Raw genomic sequence first — 19,187 nt, forward strand, 5'->3', positions numbered from 1 at the left:
CGTGCACACTACCGACGCCCGGTCCCTACAGACCTCGCCGCTTCATAACCGCGCCTCGTGGCGGACCGCTGGCACTCACCAACCTGCCGTTTCCAGTCGAGCGCTTTCCGATGCGAGCGTGGCCAGGGGTCGTCGATCGAGGTTGGTGAGTGGCAGCAGTCCGCTCCGCACGCCAGACCTAGCGAACCCCACCGAGATCACGCCGCCACCGATACGCAGCGCAGCGGTCACAGCGCGGCGCCGTGCACCCCAAACAGGGACCGTGAACACGAAATAGCGGCTCCCCTGTCGTTTCCGTGGGTGTACCCGGGCCAGGCTCGCCGCCTTGGGCACGGTTCAACCACGAAACCGCCCGCACAATGACCATCTGGTGCCCAAAGTCGACCTCGCGCGCCCGCCCGAGGTCGACCTACCGATCGGGTCCCGAGGGCTCGGGCGGGGAAAGGGGGAGGGGCCCCGGTGTACCGACGGACGGGTAGTGGTCGGCCGGCGCGGGCACCTGGGTGAGGTGGTCAGCCTGAAGGCCGGCCGGTCGGGTTGGGCGTGGCCGACTACTACCCGTTCGTCGGTACGCAGGATCTTCCCCGGGGACTCGGTCAAGCAACTCTCCGGACCTCGGACACCTGATCGAGACCACGGACACCACACCCCATGTCCGCACTCCCAACGGGTGACCCCCGCAGCCCCCGAACCCACCGACCGCACCGCAGCCCCCCTGTCACCCACACTGTGCTCATGTGCTCCACCCGCCGGCGAGCACACGTGGGTTACGCGAGCTTGTTGGCGTGGCGGATTACGTCTACGACGTTGGACATCATGCCGGTGAGGTCGTAGTCCTTGGGGGTGTAGACGGCGGCTACGCCGGCGGCCAGGAGGGCGCGGGCGTCGGCGTCGGGGACGATGCCGCCGACGACGACAGGGACGTCTTCCAGGCCCGCCTTGTGGAGGCCGGCTACCACCTGAGGGACCAGTTCCATGTGGGAGCCGGAGAGGATCGAGAGGCCGACGCAGTGGACGTCCTCGGCGACCGCGGCGGCGACGATCTGCTCAGGTGTGAGGCGGATGCCCTGGTAGATCACCTCGAAGCCGACGTCACGCGCCCGGACGGCGACCTGCTCGGCACCGTTGGAGTGACCGTCGAGGCCGGGCTTGCCGACCAGGAAGCGCAACCGGCCGCCGAGTTCCTCGGACGTCGCGGCGACTTTCTCGCGTACGGCGGCGATCGCCGCACCACCGCCGGAGACGCCGACCGATCCGGACACCCCGGTCGGCGCACGGTACTCGCCGTACATCTCCCGCAGCACCCCGGCCCACTCCCCCGTGGTCACGCCCGCGCGGGCGCACTCCAGGGTGACGGGCATGAGGTTGTCGGTCGTCTTGGCGACTTCGCGCAGTTTGGCCAGCGCGGTCTCGACGGCGGCACCATCACGCTCTGCCCGCCACTTCTGCAATGACCCCAACGCCGCGGACTCGGCCGCCGGGTCGACGGTCTGGATCGCGGTGTCGAGGTCCGCGGTCAGCGGCGACGGCTCGGTGTTCTCGAACTTGTTGACGCCGACGACGACCTGCTCCCCCGACTCGATCCGCTGCCGCCGCTCGGCGTGCGAAGCGACCAACGCCTGCTTCAAGTAGCCGCTCTCGACGGCCGCAACCGCGCCGCCCATCGCCTGCACGCGGTCGATCTCCTCGCGCGCACCGGCGACCAACTCGTCGACCTTCGCCTCGATCACGTGCGATCCGTCGAAGATGTCGTCGTACTCGAGGAGGTCCGACTCGTACGCGAGTACCTGCTGCATGCGCAGCGACCATTGCTGATCCCACGGACGCGGCAGACCGAGGGCCTCGTTCCAGGCCGGCAGCTGGACCGCGCGGGCCCGGGCGTTCTTGGAGAGCGTGACGCCGAGCATCTCGAGCACGATCCGCTGGACGTTGTTCTCCGGCTGCGCCTCGGTCAACCCGAGTGAGTTCACTTGTACGCCGTACCGCAACCGCCTCGCCTTCGCGTCGGTCACGCCGTACCGGTTCAGCGTCAGGTCGTCCCAGAGCCGGACGAACGCCCGCATCTTGCAGGTCTCCTCGATGAACCGCACGCCGGCGTTGACGAAGAACGAGATCCGCTGGACCACGTCGCCGAACCGCTCCGGCGGGACCTGACCCGCGTCGCGGACCCTGTCCAGTACGGCGATCGCCGTCGAGATCGCGAAGGCGAGCTCCTGCACCGGCGTCGCGCCGGCCTCCTGCAGGTGGTAACTGCAGATGTTGATCGGGTTCCACCTCGGCATCTGAGCGACCGTGTAAGCGATCACATCGGTGGTCAGCCGCAGCGACGCGTCCGGCGGAAACGCGTAGGTGCCGCGGGACAGGTACTCCTTGACGATGTCGTTCTGCGTCGTGCCGGTCAGCTCGTCCGCAAGCGCGCCCTGCTCCTGGGCGGCGACCTGGTAGAGCGCAAGCAGCCACATCGCGGTCGCGTTGATCGTCATCGACGTGTTCATCTGCGCGAGCGGGATCCGGTCGAACAGCGCACGGACGTCGCCCAGGTGCGCGACCGGTACGCCGACCTTCCCGACCTCACCCTTGGCCAGCGGGTGGTCCGCGTCGTACCCGGTCTGGGTCGGGAGATCGAACGCGACCGACAGGCCGGTCTGGCCCTTGGCCAGGTTCCGCCGGAACAACGCGTTCGACTCCGCCGCGGACGAGTGGCCCGCATACGTCCGCATCACCCACGGTCGATCCTTCTCGGTCGCCATGTACCCGAGAGTAGGACTGTGTTCCCTTGTGAGTCCGCACCTCGTGACGGGTGTCACCAGGGCTTACGTCACACTCAGGCGCCGATCGGCAGGGGGCTGCGTTCGACGTGCAGGATGCGGTGGAGCCGGGTGACCGCGAGGATGCGGACGACCGAGGGCATCGGGTGCCAGAGCACGAGCTGGCGGCCGAGGAGCTGGGTCCGGCGATGGGTCGCGACGAGCAGCCCGAGGCCGGTCGCGTCGACCGCGTCGACGGTCTCCAGGTCGACGATGACATCGCCGTCGGAGGTGTCGATCAGTGTGTTCAGGGTCTGCCGGACGTCGCCCACCGAGCGGACGTCCAGGATGCCGGTCAGATGCACCACATTGTTCTCGGCCGGGGTCACCGTCGAGGATGGGGCGGTTGTGTGCAGAGTTGTCGTGTCGTGGGTCGGTGCGAGCATGTCCGTGCCCTCCGCTCTTCCGGCGGCCCCCGAGTCATCGGCCGCGTGGCAGCGTTTGTGTTGGTAAAGACTCCCTGGCGACAGGGAAGGTTGCCAAGACCTCACGATCTTTTCTTTTCGCGAGACAATGGTGTCCGTGTTCGCCGACCAGTACTTCGTCTTTCCGGTGTTGGCCATCGCCCTGGCCGGACTGATGGTACTGCTCTGCCGCTGGGCTTTCTCGAAGGCGAAGGGCGGGTCGCTGGTTCGCCGGGTCGACGACCGCCCCGCCGAGCGGGACGCGTTCGGGCTGCTGAGCGACGTGCGGACCGTGCGCACCTACAACGAGGCCCGCGTCACGGTGTCGACCTTGAAGGACTTCGGCATCAAGGCGACCGCGGCGCGCACCAAGGACGGCTGGACCGTCTACGTCTGGCCGCAGGACGAGGCCGCCGCCCGCGGCCTGCTCGACGCTTCCTGACTCTTCTCTGTCCTCCAGGGAGCGCTCTCGCGCGTCCATGTCCCGGCAGCTCGGGGTAGCGAGAAGGGTTCTGGGGACATCGGACAAGAACAAGGTGAGCCGAGCGGCAGCGCACCAGATCTGAGGAGTTCGATGACGCCCGACGTGGCCTCGCTGGCCGTTGACTTCCCCGGTCGCTCGCCGGGTGCCGCCGTACCGGACACCGCGATGGACGAGGACGGCCGCGTACTGGAGGCGTCGGTGCGGGAGCCGGACCGGTTCACGGTGATCTTCGATCGGTACTTCGGTCAGGTGCACGCGTACGTCGCTCGCCGGCTGGGGATCGATATCGCCGACGATCTGGCGGCGGAGACGTTCCTGATCGCGTTCCGGCAGCGGGAGCGGTTCGACCGGCGCAACGGAGTCGTGCGGGCCTGGCTGTACGGGATCGCGACGAACCTGATCCGCCGGCATCGCCGCGACGAGGTGCGTGCCTGGCGGGCGATCGCGAAGCTGCCGCTGCCGGTGCCGGTGGGCGCCCCCGAGGACCGGACCGCCGCCCAGGTCACGGCGCAGGTCGCGAGCCGCGAAATCGCCGCCGCCCTGGCCAAGCTCTCCACCAAGGACCGCGAGGTGCTGCTCCTGGTCGCCCTCGGCGATCTCACGTACGACGAGGTCGCCGCGGCGCTCGGGATCGCGTACGGCACGGTCTGCTCCCGCCTCTCCCGGGCCCGCCGCACCCTCCGCGCCACCCTCGAGGACCCGTCATGAACGAGTTCGAACAGCTCCGCCGCGCCTTCCCGGATGCGGACGCGCCCACTCCCGAAGCAGCCGCGGCTGCGCGACGGCAGGTGGAAGCGCTGATCCGCGAGGAGAGGACGCGTCAGAGGTGGCCTGGGGCGGCACGCGCGGGGTGGGTGGGGACCGCTGTTACTGCAGTGACCGCAGTGGTGGCCGTGGTGGGCCTTGGTGGGGCGTTGCTGGTCGGCGGCGGTGGGGATGGCGGCGGAGCCGCGCCCGGTGCGACGGTGACGCCGACCGCGCCGCGGCTGATGACGGCGGCTCAGGTTCTGATTGCCGCGGCGGTGCGGCAGGAGGTGGATGAGAAGGTCTCGGGGAAATACTTCCGGGTCCGGAGTCTGCATCTGAGTGCGAACACCCGGGTCGGGAGTCCGAAGTACACGCTCGAACGGCGATCCATCAGCGAGAGCTGGATGCCGATGAAGCCGGGGGTCCAGTCGTGGTTCGGCTGGGTGAATCTCGCCTACAGTCCGGCGACCGCGGCCGACGCGGCCAAGTGGCGTGCCCAGGGATCACCGACGTCCTGGCAGCTGCCGTACGAGGTGGACCCGATCACCACCGAGGACGAGAGGCCGGTCGTGAACAAGATGTCGTTCCGCGACGTCCCGCCCGGCTACTACCTGACCGGCGACAAGCCATTGAGCGCCCAGCAGATCGCAGCGCTCCCGACCGACCCGGTCGCGCTCGAGGCGATGCTCGCCAGGAGCGCAGGCCCGGCTGACACCGCGGCCGAGCGGGACTACCCAGTCTTTGCCGCGGCCGGTCGCCTGCTGTTCGAGCTGCCCTCACCACCGAAGCTGCGCGGCGCGGCACTGCGCGTACTCGCGGCCTTGCCCGGCACCCACATCCAGGCCGGCGTCAAGGACCCCATCGGCCGGGTCGGCACCGAGATCACGCTCGCCGCGGACCTGTCGAAGGCCAGCGGCGACAAGACGTTCCTGTTCGGCAGCGGCGCTTCGTACATCATCGACCCAGTCACCGGCCGCCTGCTCAGCTCGTCGATCGGCGCCCCCAAGCCCGGCTCCACCGTCGTCCTCGAGTCCGGCTGGACCGACGAGAATCCCACCCCACCATCGGCCAGAATCAGCTAGCCCTCCGCCATCGGGCTCGTCAAATGGTTGCTGTAACGCCGAGTATCGCGAAAACGATGTACGGGCGCATGCCCGAGCGGGCATCGAGTACTCGAAAGGTAAGTCTCTAGATGACCATGCGACGTGTTGCGATGACGATGGCCGGGCTCAGCCTGGTCGCGGCAGCGGCGGTCCCCGTGACCGCGGGCGCGACCAAGCCGAAGCCGGAGTCGTTCCGGTCCGCCGGCAAGGCCGCGGCCAAGCTGCCGACCACCGCCGCGCAGGCCGCCACCGCGGCCTGTGGCGTGTCGGTCGGCGCCGTCAACGCCACCGGTACCGCCGGCGGCTACGACATCACTGCCACCAAGCCGCCGACGGTGGCTGCTCTCGACCAGTACAAGCTGTTCGGCGTCCGGGCGAGCTCCACCTGGTACCTGGAATCCAGCGGTAGCAACGACACGTTCTACGGCATGGTCCTGCAGGGCGGGAACCTGTACGCCGCGGTGTCCAGTTACACGGGCACGGCCACCACACCGACCGTCCGGGCGACCAAGCTGGGCTCCGGATGGAGCGGCTTCAACCAGATCACCGACTCCAACTACGTGTACGGCGCGAAGCAGCACTACTTCCTGTACGGCCTGCACGCCAACGGCTCGCTCTACCGCTACACGGTGTCGAACGCGGCGCGCTCCTACGGCTCGGCGCCGGGCTTCAGTTCGGTCAAGGCGATGACACTGATCGCCGAGACCGCGACGTACGACACCCTGCTCGTCACCACCCGGGGCGGTGCCCTGTACACGGTGCGGGTGCCGGTGACCGCGCCAATGAAGCCGATCGTGACGCAGGTCCGGGCCAGCGGGTTCGGCTCGTACGAGTCGCTTGTGGCCCAGCGCTGCGGCGCGACCAGCACGCTGCTGGCGGCGTTCGACCACGACACCAACCTGGGCACGATCTTCGCCGTCGGCCGCGCCACCGGCCCGACCACGGCAATCAAGAGCTACGGCAGCTTCCAGGCGTCCTTCGGGGCGAAGGTCCACTTCCTGCTGACCGGAGCCTACGGTCCGCAGCGCGTCGGCGGATGATCCACTAGTCGCACTCCCCTGCCCCCGCTCGGCCCTGCCGGACGGGGGCAGGGCTTTTGCGCGGGTTTAGGGTCGGAGTATGGCGATTCTGCTGGAGCTGGATCTGACCCGCGGCGTACTCGAGACGCCGCCCGCTTCGCCGGTGGCCGCGTTCCGTGCGCGCCACCTGCCGACATTGCGGGAGCTGGTAGCGGCCCTGCGGAAGGGTGCCCGCGACGATGCGGTGGCCGGCGTGGTCGCCCATCTGGGCGGACAGCGGCTCTCGCTCGCCCAGGTGCAGGATCTGCGCGAGGCGGTCGCCGATTTCCGTACGTCGGGCAAGCCCGCGGTCGCGTGGACAGAGTCGTTCGGTGAGGGCGGCAGCGGCACCGTGGCGTACTACCTGGCCACCGCGTTCGACGAGATCTGGGTCCAGCCGTCCGGGGACATCGGCATCACCGGTGTCTCGGTGCAGGCCGTCTTCATCCGCGGTGCGCTGGACAAGGCCGGGGTGATCCCGCAGTTGGGCAAGCGGCGTGAGTACAAGACCGCCGCCGACACGTTCACCGAGAAGGAGATGACCGCACCGGCCCGCGAGATGGCATCGCGGCTCGCGGAGTCGGCGTACGAACAGATCGTCGAGGGGATCGCCGTACGGCGGCGTCTGGACACCGCACGCGTGCGGGAGCTCGTGGACAGCGCACCGCTCCACGCACAGGCCGGACTGGATGCCGGACTGGTCGACAGCCTCGGCTACCGCTCCAATGTGTACGACGAACTGCAGAAGCAACTCGGCTACGACAGTCGGTTGCTGGCCGAGCGCTACATCCGGCGTGGTCCGCGCACTCTGCAGGACGTGCGCAAGACACTCCCTTGGCCGCAGAAGCCGCTGGTGGCCGTCGTACGCGTGTCTGGCGGGATCACCGTCGGTCGCAACTCCAGCAGCCCATTTGGTGGTCCTGGGTCCGGCTCTGACACGGTCGGCGCCGCACTGCGAGCCGTGGGCGAGAACGACAAGGTCAAGGCCGTCGTACTGCGAGTCGACAGCCCAGGTGGCTCGTATGTCGCGTCGGATGCGATCCGGAACGAGGTGCTGCGGCTGAGGTCGACGGGCCGGCCCGTGATCGCGTCGATGGGCAGTGTGGCGGCATCAGGTGGGTACTTCGTCGCCATGCCGGCCGATGTGATTGTCGCGCAGCCGGGCACGATCACCGGCTCCATCGGTGTGCTGACCGGTAAGGGCGTCGTACGCGATGCGCTGGCGCGGATCGGGATCTCGCAGGAGGCCGTGTCGGAGGGTACGAACGCGCGGATGTACTCGGCGCAGGAGGAGTTCACCGACGACCAGTGGGCGCGGCTCGAGGAGACCCTCGACCGCATCTACAAGGACTTCGTCGCCAAGGCGGCGCAGGACCGTGGTCTGCCCGAGGAGCAGCTGGAAGGGCTGGCCCGCGGTCGGGTCTGGACCGGTGCCGACGCGCACGCCCGCAAGCTCGTCGACGAGCTCGGCGGCTTCCAGCACGCGCTAACCCTGGCCTGCAACCGTGCTGGTCTGGACCGCGACGAGATCGGGCTGGCGAGCGTTCCGCATCGCAACCTGCTGGATCAACTTCGCGCTCCGAGAACCACCGACGACCTCGCGGTCACGACGCAGCCGCTCACTCTGGACGGCGTCACCAGCAGCATCTACGCGGCGCTCGGTCTGCCACCCACTGGCTTGTTGACCATGCCGCTGAGCTGGCAGCTGAGCTAGAGCGACGTCACGGGGTGGTTCGTTCGCCGCCCGGGACCCAGAGGACGTCGCCGCCGGACGACAGGTTGGCGACGCGACCGAGGATGAAGAGCAGGTCGGACAGGCGGTTCAGGTACGTGATGGCGAGCAGGTTGACCGACGGACCGTGCGCCTCGACGGCGACCCAGCCGGCTCGCTCGGCCCGGCGGACCACCGTGCGGGCGACGTTCAGGTAGGCGGCGCCCTCGGTGCCACCGGGCAGGATGAACGACCGAAGCTTGGTCAGGCGGCTGTTGTAGTCGTCGCACCAGCTCTCGAGCCGGTCGATGTACTCCTGGGTGATGCGCAGCGGCGGATACTCCGGATCCGGCGCGATCGGGTTGCACAGGTCGGCGCCGACGTCGAAGAGATCGTTCTGGATCCGGGTCAGCAACACCACCAGGGTGCTGTTCAGATGTCCGGCCGCGATCGCGACACCGATCGCCGAGTTCGCCTCGTCCACCTCGCCGTACGCCGCCAGCCGCGGATCCGTCTTCGAGGTGGTGGAGTTGTCGCCCAGGCGGGTCTCGCCAGCGTCACCGGTGCGGGTGTAGATCCGCGTCAAGTTCACAGCCATGCGAGGACTCTACGCAAGTGCCGGGACAACGGTTCGCTACAGTCGTGCGGTGGAACGGTTTCGGATCGCGGGTGAGGCACGCCTCGTTGGGGCGGTGCAAGTCGCTGGGGCGAAGAACAGCGTGCTCAAGCTGATGGCTGCGGCACTGCTGGCGGAGGGTACGACGACGCTGCGGCAGGTGCCGGGCATCCTCGACGTGACCTTCATGGCCCAGTTGCTGGACACCCTCGGATGCTCGGCGAAGGTCGACGCGGACGAGCAGATCGCGACCATCGCCGTACCGCACGAGATCGGTCACCAGTGCGACTACGAACTGGTGCGCAAGCTGCGGGCGTCGATCTCGGTGCTCGGTCCGCTGCTGGCCCGCTGCGGCCGCGCGGAGGTCGCGCTGCCAGGAGGCGACAACATCGGCTCCCGCGGACTGAATATGCACGTCGCCGGTCTGGAGGCGATGGGTGCGAAGGTGCACATCGAGCACGGTTTCGTGATCGCCGAGGCACCGCAGGGGCTGCACGGCGCCGAGGTCTGGCTGGACTTCCCGAGCGTCGGCGCCACCGAGACGATCATGATGGCCGCCGTGCTGGCCGGCGGTACGACGATCATCGAGAACGCGGCGCGGGAGCCGGAGATCCAGGACATCGCCGCGCTGCTGGTCGAGATGGGCGCCCAGATCGACGGCGCCGGGTCGCCGCGGATCGAGGTCACCGGAGTGACCGGTCTGCTCACGCCGGTCGAGCACACCGTGGTCGCGGACCGGATCGTATCCGGGAGCTGGGCGTTCGCGGCCGCGATCACCAAGGGCGACGTGACGATCACGAACGGCCGCGCCGAGCACCTCGAGTTGCCGTTGGACAAGCTGCACAAGGCCGGCGCGGAGATCACCGTGCTCGATTCCGGGTTCCGGGTGCGGATGAACGACAGGCCGAAGCCGGTCGACGTGGTGACGCTCCCCTACCCGGGCTTCGCGACCGACCTGCAGGCTTTCGTGATCCTGCTGAACGCGCTGAGTGACGGCGCGGCGATGGTGACGGAGAACCTGTTCGAAGGCCGCTTCACGTTCGCGCAGGAGCTGACTCGGTTGGGCGCGCACATCCAGACCGACGGTCACCATGCGGTGGTTCGCGGCGTACCGCGGCTGTCCGGCGCTCCCGTGGTGGCCAGTGACATCCGGGCCGGCGCTGCGCTGGTGCTCGCCGGCCTCGCGGCCGAGGGCGAGACATTGGTGTCCGCGGCGCATCACGTCCACCGCGGCTACACCGACTTCGCCGGCAACCTCCGCCGCCTCGGCGCGGACGTCACGGTCGAGCCGGACGACGCGGAACTGTACTGGAACTGAACTCGCCTTTTCGGCGCATTCTCCCCGCACTCCGCCCTGCGGAGCCGATCCGGCGGGTTAGGGTCGTCGGCATGAGTGAGCGCGTGATCAAGCCCGTAGGCCGTGGATTCCTGTTCCTGGACTCACATCCCGCCGGATGTGCCCAACTGGTCCGCGACCTGGCCGCCCAAGTCGATCGCCGTGCGCCGGAACGCCGCACGGCACTCGTGATCGGCTCCAGTTCCGGCTACGGGTTGGCGACGACGATCGCCGGCCTCGCGCGCTACGGGATCGATGGGGTCGGAGTGTCCTTCGAGAAGGCGCCTACCGCTCGTCGTACTGCGACCGCCGGTTGGTATCGCACCGCCGAGACCGCGGCGCTCGCCGCCGAGCTCGGCAGCTCGTTTTCCTTCGTGAACGCGGATGCCTTCGCGGACACCACGAAGACCGAGGTGCTCGATCTGATCGCCGAGCGGTTCGGCGGGATCGACCACTTGATCTACAGCGTGGCCGCACCTCGCCGGGTGGATCAGCGGAACGGGGAGACGTACCAGTCGGCGATCAAGGCGATCGGGGCCGCGCACACCACCAAGAGCCTCGCCTTCGACGACGGCCAACCGGTCCTCCAAGAGGTCGGCATCGAGGTCGCGACCGACGACGAGATCGCGCAGACGGTGAAGGTGATGGGCGGCGAGGACTGGGCTCGCTGGGTCGAGGCCCTGTCCGAGCGAGGTCTGCTCAACCCCGGCTTCAACACAGTCGCTCTCACCTATATCGGCTCCGACCTGACCGGCCCGATCTACCGCCAGGGCTCGATCGGCGCCGCGAAGGCCGACCTCGAACAGACCGCCCTCACGTTGAGCAAGGACGGCGTCCAGGCGATGACCTCGGTCAACGGCGCCGCCGTCACCCAGGCATCCTCCGCGATCCCGGGTATCGGCCTCTACGTCAGCCTCCTGCACAACGTCCTCGGCGACGAGCTGCAATCCCCGATCCAGCAGTCGATCGCGCTCTGGGACCAGCTCACCGGCGCGACCCCACTGGACCTCGACGACGAGGGCCGGATCAGGCTCGACCGCTGGGAGCTGAACGACGACGTCCAGTCCGCCGTCCGCGATCGCTGGGAGTCCGCCACCCAGGACAACATCACCAACGTCGCCGACACAGCATGGTTCTTCGCCGAGGTCCGCCGCCTCTACGGCTTCGACGTCCCGACCACCAACTACGAATCTCCCACCGAAGTCGACACACCCTGGCCCTAACCCAGCCCAGCCGGCCTTAGGTGCGGGCGCGGTACTTTCGCATTTTGTTGCGGGCGCCGCAGAGTGACATCGTGCACCAGCGGCTGCGGCCTGCTGGGCTGCGGTCGTAGTAGACCCAGCGGCAGGTGTCGGCGCCGCATGCCTTGAGACGTGGCCATGTGCCGGCCGCGACGGATGCGGTGATGTCCGCGGCCAACTGGGCGACCAGGGCGTGTACGTTGCGCAGCCCCTCGGCTGGGTGGACCGTCGCACCGCCGTCGGCTGACAACGCCAACCGCAGCGGCGCCTCGGCGAGCAGCCGGTCGAGAACCGCCAGCGACTGCGCGGGTACGTCGACTCCCGCATGAGCCTGGCAGACATCGCGGACCGCCTCGCGAAGCGTCACCACCTGCTCGAGATCGTCCCAGTCGAAGCGCAAACCAGGCAGCCCGTGGTCGGCACAGAACGTGCTCAGCTCCGCAGGCCTCGTCAGCGCGTCCTGCTCCATTTCCAGGTCGACCGTGTTCACCAGGTCCTGGACGAGCACCAGCGGCTCGGGGGCCGGAGTGCGCTCACCTGGCTGAATCACGTTTGCCACGTTACCGCTCATGAGGCATGATCCGGTAACGGTTACCGGATAAGAGCTCGTAGCGGTAACCGTTCACGACGGCGGCAGCGATGACGCGATGGCCGTTACCGGATGAGGTGGAGGTACTGGTGGACGGCGACTTCAGGCGGTTCTGGGCGGGCCACACGGTCTCCGCGGTCGGCACGCAGGTGACCGCGGTCGCGCTCCCGCTGACCGCGGCACTCACGTTGGACGCGGGTGCGGCCGGGGTCAGCGCGATCGCCACCGCGAGCTACCTCCCGAGCGCGGCCCTCCCACTGCTGGCCGGCCATTGGCTCGAGCGTCGGCGCAAGCGCGGCGTGATGATCGCGACCGACGTGATCCGCGCCGCCGCGGTGGCGGTCATCCCGCTCGCTTGGGCCTTCGGGCAGCTGACACTGCCGTTGCTGGTCGTCGTCGCGTTCCTCGTCGGCGCGGCGAGCGTGGTGTTCGACATCGCGTCGTTCGCGTATCTGCCGGACTTCGTGCCCGAGCAGGACCTACCGGGAGCCAACCGCGCCCTGCAGGGTTCGTCGACCGCAGCCCAGGTCGGCGGCCCTGGCGTGTCCGGTCTGCTCGTGCAACTCCTCGGTCCGGCCATCGCACTACTCGTCGACGCCGCCTCCTATCTGGCCAGCGCGACGGGCATCGCCTCAGCACGTCGCGCTGAGCCCACACCGCACGCGACCGACGAGCGAGCCGGCTTGTGGGAAGGCGCGCGACAGCTCAAGGTGAGCCCGTTCCTCAGGTCCCTGACCGCGCACGCCGCTCTGTACAACGCATCCGCGCAGATCCTCGTCGTCAACTTGGTCATCCTGGCCGTGAAGGAACGTGGACTGTCCGCCGGCGGCTACGGCATCGCCCTGAGCGCGGGCGGCGCCGGCGCCTTCGTCGGCGCGATGCTGGGCCTCCGCCTCGCCAAGCGCCTCGGCTACGGCCGCGCCTTCGGCACCTCACTCATCCTGTCCACCGGACTCCCACTCCTGCTGGCTTTCCTCCCCGGCCGCGGACTCCAGTACGGCGTACTCCTCGGAGCAGTCCAGTTCCTCGCCGGGATCGGCCTCGGCAGCGCGAACGTGTTGTCGGTGACGATCCGCCAGCTGCTGATCCCCCGCACGGCCCTTGCCCGCAGCAACGGCGCCTACCGCACATTCACCTTCGGCGTCCTCCCGATCGGCGCCGCGATCGGCGGCGTCCTCGGAAGCACCTTCGGCACCACCACGGCGGTTGCCGTCGGCACCATCGGCATCGCGCTGTCGTCCCTGCCCATGTTCGTGCGGGAAGTCCGGACGCTCGAGACGCCGGTGACTACAACGGTTTGAACGAGGCCAACTCGAGGACGAGGTCGCCGGCTTCGTCGGAGGCGGCGAGGTCCACGGAAGCGGTGATACGCCAGTCGTGGTTGCCCTCAGGGTCGTCGATGATCTGCTGGACTTCCCAGTAGCCGGGGTGTTCCTCGATCAGGAAGAGCGCCGGGCCGCGAGCAGCCGGGCCGGTGTTGACCACGTCGTGTTCGGCGTAGTACGCCGTACCGGCCTCGGCCCAGCGGCCTGCGTCCCAGCCTGCTTCGGCGTCGAGCTGACCGAGTTCGGCCCAGCGGTGCAGGGCGAGCAACTCCACCCGGCGGAACATCGCGTTGCGGACGAGGACCCGGAAAGCCCTGGTGTTCAAGGTGATCCGGCGCGGACCCGCCGGGACGACCTCGGCCTCCGGCTCGTCGGTGGGGTTGGTCAGTTCCTCCCACTCGTCGAGCAGGCTGGAGTCGGTCTGCCGGACCACTTCGCCCAGCCACTCGATCAGGTCGGTGAGATCCTCGTTCACCTTGTCCGGCGGAACGGTCTGCCGGAGCGCCTTGTAGGCGTCGCTCAGATAGCGCAGTACGACGCCCTCGGAGCGCGCGAGCCCGTAGAACCCGATGAACTCGCCGAACGTCATCGCCCGCTCGAACATGTCCCGGACCACCGCCTTCGGCGACAACCCGGCGTCCGCGATCCACGGGTGGGTCTGCCGGTACATCTCGAACGTTGCCTCGAGCAACTCGTTGAGCGGCTTCGGCCAGGTGACGTCCTCGAGCAGTTCCATCCGCTCGTCGTACTCGATGCCCTCGGCCTTCATCGCGTTCACGGCCTCGCCGCGGGCGTGGTGCTCCTGCGCCCATAGCACCGCCCGCGGATCCTCCAGTGTCGCCTCGACGACCGAGACCACATCGAGCGCGTACAGCGGATCCTCCGGATCGAGCAGGTCCAGCGCGGCCAGTGCGAAGGTCGACAGCGGCTGGTTCAGGCTGAAGTCCTTCTGCAGGTCGACGGTGAGGCGCAGCAGCCGGCCGTTCTCGTCGGGCTCGTCAAGCCGCTCGACCACACCGGCGGTGACGAGCGTGCGGTAGATCTGTATCGCGCGCCGGATCAACCGGACCTGGGCCCTCGAGTCCTCGTGGTTGTCGCGCAGCAGGTGCCGCATGCTCTCGAATGCGTTGCCGTCGCGGGCAATGACGTTCAACAGCATCGCGTGGCTGACCCGCATCCGCGACTGCAGCGCCTCGGGCTCGGCCGCGACCAGGCGGTCGAACGTGTCCTCGCCCCAGGTGACGAACCCCTCCGGCGGCTTCTTCCGCTGGACCTTGCGCTGCTTCTTCGGGTCGTCGCCTGCCTTGGCCAGCGCCTTCACGTTCTCCACCACGTGATCCGGCGCCTGGACGACGACCGTCCCCGAGGTGTCGTACCCGGCCCGGCCGGCCCGGCCCGCGATCTGGTGGAACTCCCGCGCCTTCAGGATCCGCTGCCGGCGTCCGTCGTACTTGCTCAGAGCCGTCAGTACGACGGTCCGGATCGGGACGTTGATGCCGACACCCAGGGTGTCGGTGCCGCAGATGACCTTGAGCAGGCCGGCCTGGGCGAGCTGCTCAACCAGGCGGCGGTACTTCGGCAGCATGCCGGCGTGGTGGACACCGATGCCGTGCTTCACCAGCCGCTGCAGGGTCCGGCCGAAGCCCTTGCTGAACCGGAAGTGACCGATCAGCTCGTTGATCTTCTCCTTCTCCTCCTTCGAGGAGACGTTGATGCTCATCAGCGCCTGGGCGCGTTCGAGGGCGGCGGCCTGGGTGAAGTGGACGACGTACACCGGGGCCTGATGGGTGGTGAGGAGTTCCTCGAGCGTCTCGTGCAGCGCGGTGGTGACGTACTTGTAGATCAGCGGCACCGGGCGTTCACCCGACGCGACGATCGCGGTCGGGCGGCCGGTCCGCCGGGACAGGTCGATCTTGAACCGCTCGACGTCGCCGAGGGTCGCGGACATCAGGACGAACTGGGCGTTCGGCAGCTCCAGCAGCGGCACCTGCCACGCCCAGCCGCGATCGGGCTCGGCGTAGAAATGGAACTCGTCCATCACCACCTGACCGACGTCGGCCGCCGAGCCTTCGCGCAGCGCGACGTTGGCGAGCACCTCGGCGGTGCAGCAGATGATGGGCGCGCCGGGGTTCACCGAGGCGTCCCCGGTCAGCATGCCGACCTTGTCCGCGCCGAACACGTCACACAGCGCGAAGAACTTCTCCGACACCAGGGCTTTGATCGGCGCCGTGTAGAACGTCCGCTGCCCGTGGGCCAGCGCCGCGAAGTGCGCCCCCGTGGCCACCAGACTCTTCCCCGACCCCGTCGGCGTCGACAGGATCACGTTCGACCCCGTCATCACCTCGATCAACGCCTCTTCCTGCGCCGGGTACAACGAGATCCCCTGCTCCCCCACCCAACGCGCGAACGCGTCGTACAGGTCGTCAGGCCCAGTCGTCCCCGGCAGTTGCTCAGTCAGCGTCATCGCGGACCATTGTCCCTTACCCCCGGAAACACCCACCCGACCAGGTCGACTTCACCGAATCCCGCAGTACGCCGGGACCCGCGCCGATCTGCGGGGGTGCGGACAGGACCTGGTGGGTTGGGACACGCAATAACCTGTTCACGGCCACCGCGCGGTGGTGCAGCCCTCCAGAGTTGGACCGCGCAGCGGTTCAGGCCGGACGCTGCTCATCATCGAGCCGCGGTAGGCAGCATGCGGCTGATAGTTCCGGGCGGACGGGCGGGCTTCCTGTTGTGTCTGTGACCGCTTGCCCCGTGGAGGCGGCCGTTGGGCGCAGGGATCTCCGCAAACGATTGCATGCCTGGGTATTCGGTGGTGACTTGAGGGGATGAGAACTCGAGTGTGGCGCCGGATGGGCGCGGGTTTGTTGGTGACTGTGGTGGGGGCGGCGGGGCTGGTGGGGGCCGCGACACCGGATGGAGGGGGTGATCGAGGTGGGTCTGCGGAGGTGACTACGTGGGGTGCGAGTGACGATATTGCCGGTGGCACCTTGAACGACGTGACGGTGCGGAACATCCTGCGGACGAGTGTGGGTGGGAAGGACCTGCGGATCCGGGTGTCGAACGCGAATGGGGATCAGCCGTTGGTGACGGATTCGGTGTACGTCGGGCGGCAGGAGGCGGCGGCGGGCGTCGTACCGGGGTCCAGTCGGCGGTTGACGTTCGGCGGGAGTACGTCGGTGGAGATACCACCGGGGGCGATGGCGATCAGTGATCCGCTGCCGGGGCCGGTGCCGGCGCGGACGAGTTTGACGGTGAGTCTGCATGTGGTCGGGACGACCGGGGTGATCACCGCGCACAACCGGGCCATGCAGCACAGCTACAAGTCGACGTCCGGCGATCACGCGGCCGACGAGTCGCCGGCGGCGTACCAGACCGAGTCGTCGGCCTGGTACTTCCTCAACGCGGCGATCGTCGAGGCGCCGCAGCAGGTGGAGACGGTGGCGACGCTGGGCGATTCGATCACGTCATCGGTCGGTACGACGATCGACACGAACCGCAGGTGGCCGGACGTGCTGGCGGATCGGTACGGTCAACTGCCTGAGCCTCGGCGGCTGGCGATCTCCAACGAAGGCATCTCGGGCAACCGGGTGCTCAGTGGGGTCGCGAAGGCCGGCAGTGCGGGGGCGAGTGCGTTGGCGCGGCTCGACAAGGATGTGTTGACGAAACCCGGCGTACGCACGGTGTTGTTGCTGGAAGGGATCAACGACATCTACGCCGGCGCTACCTCGGATCAACTGATCGCGGGGTATCGGCAGTTGATCGCGCGCGTCCATGCGTCCGGGCGCTGCATCGTCGGTGGGACGCTGACCCCGGTTGGCGGCTCCTTCGTCTACACCCCCGAGAAGGAGGCGACGCGGCAGGCCGTGAACCAGTTCATCCGCACGAGCGGCGAGTTCGACGGCGTGGTCGACTTCGACGCTGCCACGCGGGACCCCGCCGATCCCACGCGCCTGCAATCCGCGTACGACGGTGGCGACGGCCTCCACCCCAACGACGCCGGGAACCACGCGATGGGGTATGCGGCGAACCTCGACACCCTCCGTTGCAACTAGACAAGAACAGCCGCGTGCACCGCCCTGCGGGCGGTGCACGCGGCGAGAGGAGAAGCCTTCGGCGCTGGATCGATGGCCGATGGCCCGGGTGCCGTTATTTGCGGCCGTGGATGGACAGGGCTTGCTCGTATTCGTGGCGGATCGCGTCGCCGCTCGACTTGCGCCAGTTGGCGACCGCCGTGTCCCAGTCCGAGAGATCGGAGCGGCCGAGCTGGATCTCCTTGGTGAGCGCGTCGAAATCCTTGTCGGAGACCTTGCCCTTGGTCGAGTCGGTCGGTGAGTAGAGCCCGTACGTCGCCTGCGGGATCGCGGTCGGCAGGATTGTCTTGAGGTGGTTGTACGCGACATCGACCGCCTCGGGGTGGCCCGGGAAGTAGACCGGATATCCACCGTCGGCCAGGTACTGGATCGGGAACTCGCCCAGGCAGACCTCGCTACCGCCGGCCTCGGTCAGGACCGGGTCGGTGCCCTTCAGCGTGTAGTGCCGCCCGGGCAGGCCGAACTTGCGGAACAGGTACTCCTCGGTCCCGAACGGCGCGGCCATCCAGTTGAGCACCCGCAACAGCATCTTGGTCCGCTCCGGCGAACTGGGCCGCATCGCCGCGATCGAGTTGTTCGGCGCACCGAGCAGGAACCGGCCGACCTTCCCAGTGCTGTCACGGACGACCGGCAGCGAGATGGCGAAGGTCTTCACGACGGCGCGGCGGTAGAAGCTCTGGATGGACGAGTAGGTGTCCTGCGTCATCACCGCCGAACCCTGACTGAACCAGACCTTCTGGTTGTTCTTCGCCACCCCGTCGGGATGAATCAGCCCGTCGGCCTGCATCTTCGTGGAGATCGCGATCATCTCCTTGTGCTCCGGGAGTTCCCGGCTGTGCACCAGGCGGCCGTCGCGAACCTCCCAGCCGTTCGGCAACCCCAGCATCGCGCTCAGCGCCGCCGATGGTGGAAGGGCGAAGGCCCAGCGGTTCTTCTTCTGGTCCGTCACCGCCTTGGCCACCGCGATCAACTCGTCCACGCCGGGTGAGCCGAGCTCGACGCCGAACTGATCGAGGAGGTCCTGCCGAGCCAGCAGCAGGGTGGATGACATCACGCCGCGCTGGATCGGCACCGCCCGGATCCCACCGGCGAACACGCATCCACGCCAGGACTCCGGCGACAGGTTCGCGAGGAACGGGTACTCCAGGATCGCGTCGCCGGACAGGTGCTCGGTCAGGTCCTGGGCCCGGGCCTCGAGGAACTGAGGCAGATAGGAGAACTTGCCGTCGACATTGAACAGATCACCCAGCGTGTCCCCGGCCACCGAGGTCGCGAACTTGTTGGTGAAGTCGGTGCCGGTCGCCGAGGTGATCGTCAGCGCCAGCGGTGAACCGATTCTCCGGTTCAGCTCCTGCCAGTACGGATTGCGATCGGCGGTCGGCGGAATCGGGTTCGACGTCGGCACCGATCCGGACAGATCGCTGCCATCGGCCGGTACGCCGTCGGTGACCCGGGCTGGTTGCGCCGGGAACCGGTAGAAGCAGTCCGGCATCAGGGGATGCACTCGAGGCAGGTCCGGCTTCGGTCCGTCGAACCGCTTGTACGTCGGCAGCCCCACTGGCTTGTTCAACGCTGCGATGTCGGTCGACCTGGTCACGGTGGAGCAGCCACTGAGGCCGACGGCGGCGGCAGCCAGCGACCCACCGAGCAGCGTTCGTCTGCTGATCAT

At 68.4% G+C, this 19,187-nt stretch carries 15 protein-coding genes; 9 read left to right on the forward strand and 6 right to left on the reverse strand.

The annotated features are described in order from the left end of the window. Positions 1–767: 767 nt before the first annotated feature. Together OG558_RS42955 and OG558_RS42960 are read right to left on the reverse strand one after the other, a co-directional pair. The gene (locus OG558_RS42955) at positions 768–2,750 is read right to left on the reverse strand and encodes a methylmalonyl-CoA mutase family protein (RefSeq protein ID WP_405068166.1); all 1,983 of its coding nucleotides are present in this window, start codon (positions 2,748–2,750) and stop codon (positions 768–770) included. Positions 2,751–2,824: 74 nt separating this feature from the next. Beyond that, entirely contained in the window at positions 2,825–3,193 is a 369-nt protein-coding gene (locus OG558_RS42960; protein ID WP_329480055.1) for an STAS domain-containing protein, read from the reverse strand. A 127-nt stretch (positions 3,194–3,320) separates the two neighbouring features. Here OG558_RS42960 and OG558_RS42965 point away from each other — a divergent pair, with 127 nt between their 5' ends. The 5 genes from OG558_RS42965 (at position 3,321) to sppA (ending at position 8,317) form a co-directional block, all read left to right on the forward strand. Further along, on the forward strand, positions 3,321–3,653 hold the full coding sequence (locus OG558_RS42965; RefSeq protein ID WP_405068167.1) for a hypothetical protein: 333 nt from the start codon (positions 3,321–3,323) through the stop codon (positions 3,651–3,653). A gap of 132 nt (positions 3,654–3,785) precedes the next feature. Next, a complete protein-coding gene (locus tag OG558_RS42970) occupies positions 3,786–4,403 on the forward strand; it encodes an RNA polymerase sigma factor (RefSeq protein ID WP_405068168.1) in 618 nt (205 codons plus the stop codon). After that, complete coding sequence (locus tag OG558_RS42975; RefSeq protein ID WP_405068169.1) at positions 4,400–5,524, forward strand: CU044_5270 family protein; 1,125 nt, start codon at positions 4,400–4,402, stop codon at positions 5,522–5,524. The genes OG558_RS42970 and OG558_RS42975 overlap by 4 nt, the downstream gene beginning before the upstream one ends. Before the next feature lie 110 nt (positions 5,525–5,634). Then, positions 5,635–6,585, forward strand: coding sequence for a hypothetical protein (locus OG558_RS42980; protein ID WP_405068170.1), 951 nt, complete (start codon positions 5,635–5,637; stop codon positions 6,583–6,585). 79 nt (positions 6,586–6,664) lie between these two features. Continuing rightward, the gene (gene sppA / locus OG558_RS42985; protein WP_405068171.1) at positions 6,665–8,317 is read left to right on the forward strand and encodes a signal peptide peptidase SppA; all 1,653 of its coding nucleotides are present in this window, start codon (positions 6,665–6,667) and stop codon (positions 8,315–8,317) included. Positions 8,318–8,324: 7 nt separating this feature from the next. Here sppA and OG558_RS42990 read toward each other — a convergent pair whose 3' ends face one another. Then, on the reverse strand, positions 8,325–8,912 hold the full coding sequence (locus OG558_RS42990; RefSeq protein WP_405068172.1) for a cob(I)yrinic acid a,c-diamide adenosyltransferase: 588 nt from the start codon (positions 8,910–8,912) through the stop codon (positions 8,325–8,327). Between the two features lie 49 nt (positions 8,913–8,961). Between OG558_RS42990 and murA the strand changes: the two genes are divergently transcribed. Together murA and fabV are read left to right on the forward strand one after the other, a co-directional pair. Then, the gene (gene murA / locus OG558_RS42995) at positions 8,962–10,248 is read left to right on the forward strand and encodes a UDP-N-acetylglucosamine 1-carboxyvinyltransferase (protein ID WP_405068173.1); all 1,287 of its coding nucleotides are present in this window, start codon (positions 8,962–8,964) and stop codon (positions 10,246–10,248) included. A 71-nt stretch (positions 10,249–10,319) separates the two neighbouring features. Next, complete coding sequence (fabV, locus tag OG558_RS43000; RefSeq protein WP_405068174.1) at positions 10,320–11,489, forward strand: enoyl-[acyl-carrier-protein] reductase FabV; 1,170 nt, start codon at positions 10,320–10,322, stop codon at positions 11,487–11,489. A gap of 16 nt (positions 11,490–11,505) precedes the next feature. On the opposite strand, the gene OG558_RS43005 is transcribed toward fabV, so the two are convergent. Then, positions 11,506–12,057, reverse strand: a complete 552-nt coding sequence (locus tag OG558_RS43005; protein WP_405068175.1) for a CGNR zinc finger domain-containing protein — start codon at positions 12,055–12,057, stop codon at positions 11,506–11,508. A 128-nt stretch (positions 12,058–12,185) separates the two neighbouring features. On the opposite strand from OG558_RS43005, the gene OG558_RS43010 reads away from it, so the two are divergent. Beyond that, positions 12,186–13,397: an MFS transporter gene (locus OG558_RS43010; RefSeq protein ID WP_405068176.1), complete on the forward strand. Its 1,212-nt coding sequence runs from the start codon at positions 12,186–12,188 to the stop codon at positions 13,395–13,397. Here the strand turns inward: OG558_RS43010 and OG558_RS43015 are convergent. Then, positions 13,384–15,885 carry a DEAD/DEAH box helicase gene (locus OG558_RS43015; protein WP_405068177.1) on the reverse strand — a complete coding sequence of 834 codons (2,502 nt, stop codon included), beginning with the start codon at positions 15,883–15,885 and terminating at the stop codon, positions 13,384–13,386. The genes OG558_RS43010 and OG558_RS43015 overlap by 14 nt on opposite strands. Positions 15,886–16,372: 487 nt before the next feature. Here OG558_RS43015 and OG558_RS43020 point away from each other — a divergent pair, with 487 nt between their 5' ends. Beyond that, the gene (locus tag OG558_RS43020; protein WP_405068178.1) at positions 16,373–17,479 is read left to right on the forward strand and encodes an SGNH/GDSL hydrolase family protein; all 1,107 of its coding nucleotides are present in this window, start codon (positions 16,373–16,375) and stop codon (positions 17,477–17,479) included. 94 nt (positions 17,480–17,573) lie between these two features. On the opposite strand, the gene OG558_RS43025 is transcribed toward OG558_RS43020, so the two are convergent. Then, a complete protein-coding gene (locus tag OG558_RS43025; RefSeq protein WP_405068179.1) occupies positions 17,574–19,187 on the reverse strand; it encodes a hypothetical protein in 1,614 nt (537 codons plus the stop codon).

This window comes from Kribbella sp. NBC_01510, assembly GCF_045040325.1.
Taxonomy (GTDB): domain Bacteria; phylum Actinomycetota; class Actinomycetes; order Propionibacteriales; family Kribbellaceae; genus Kribbella.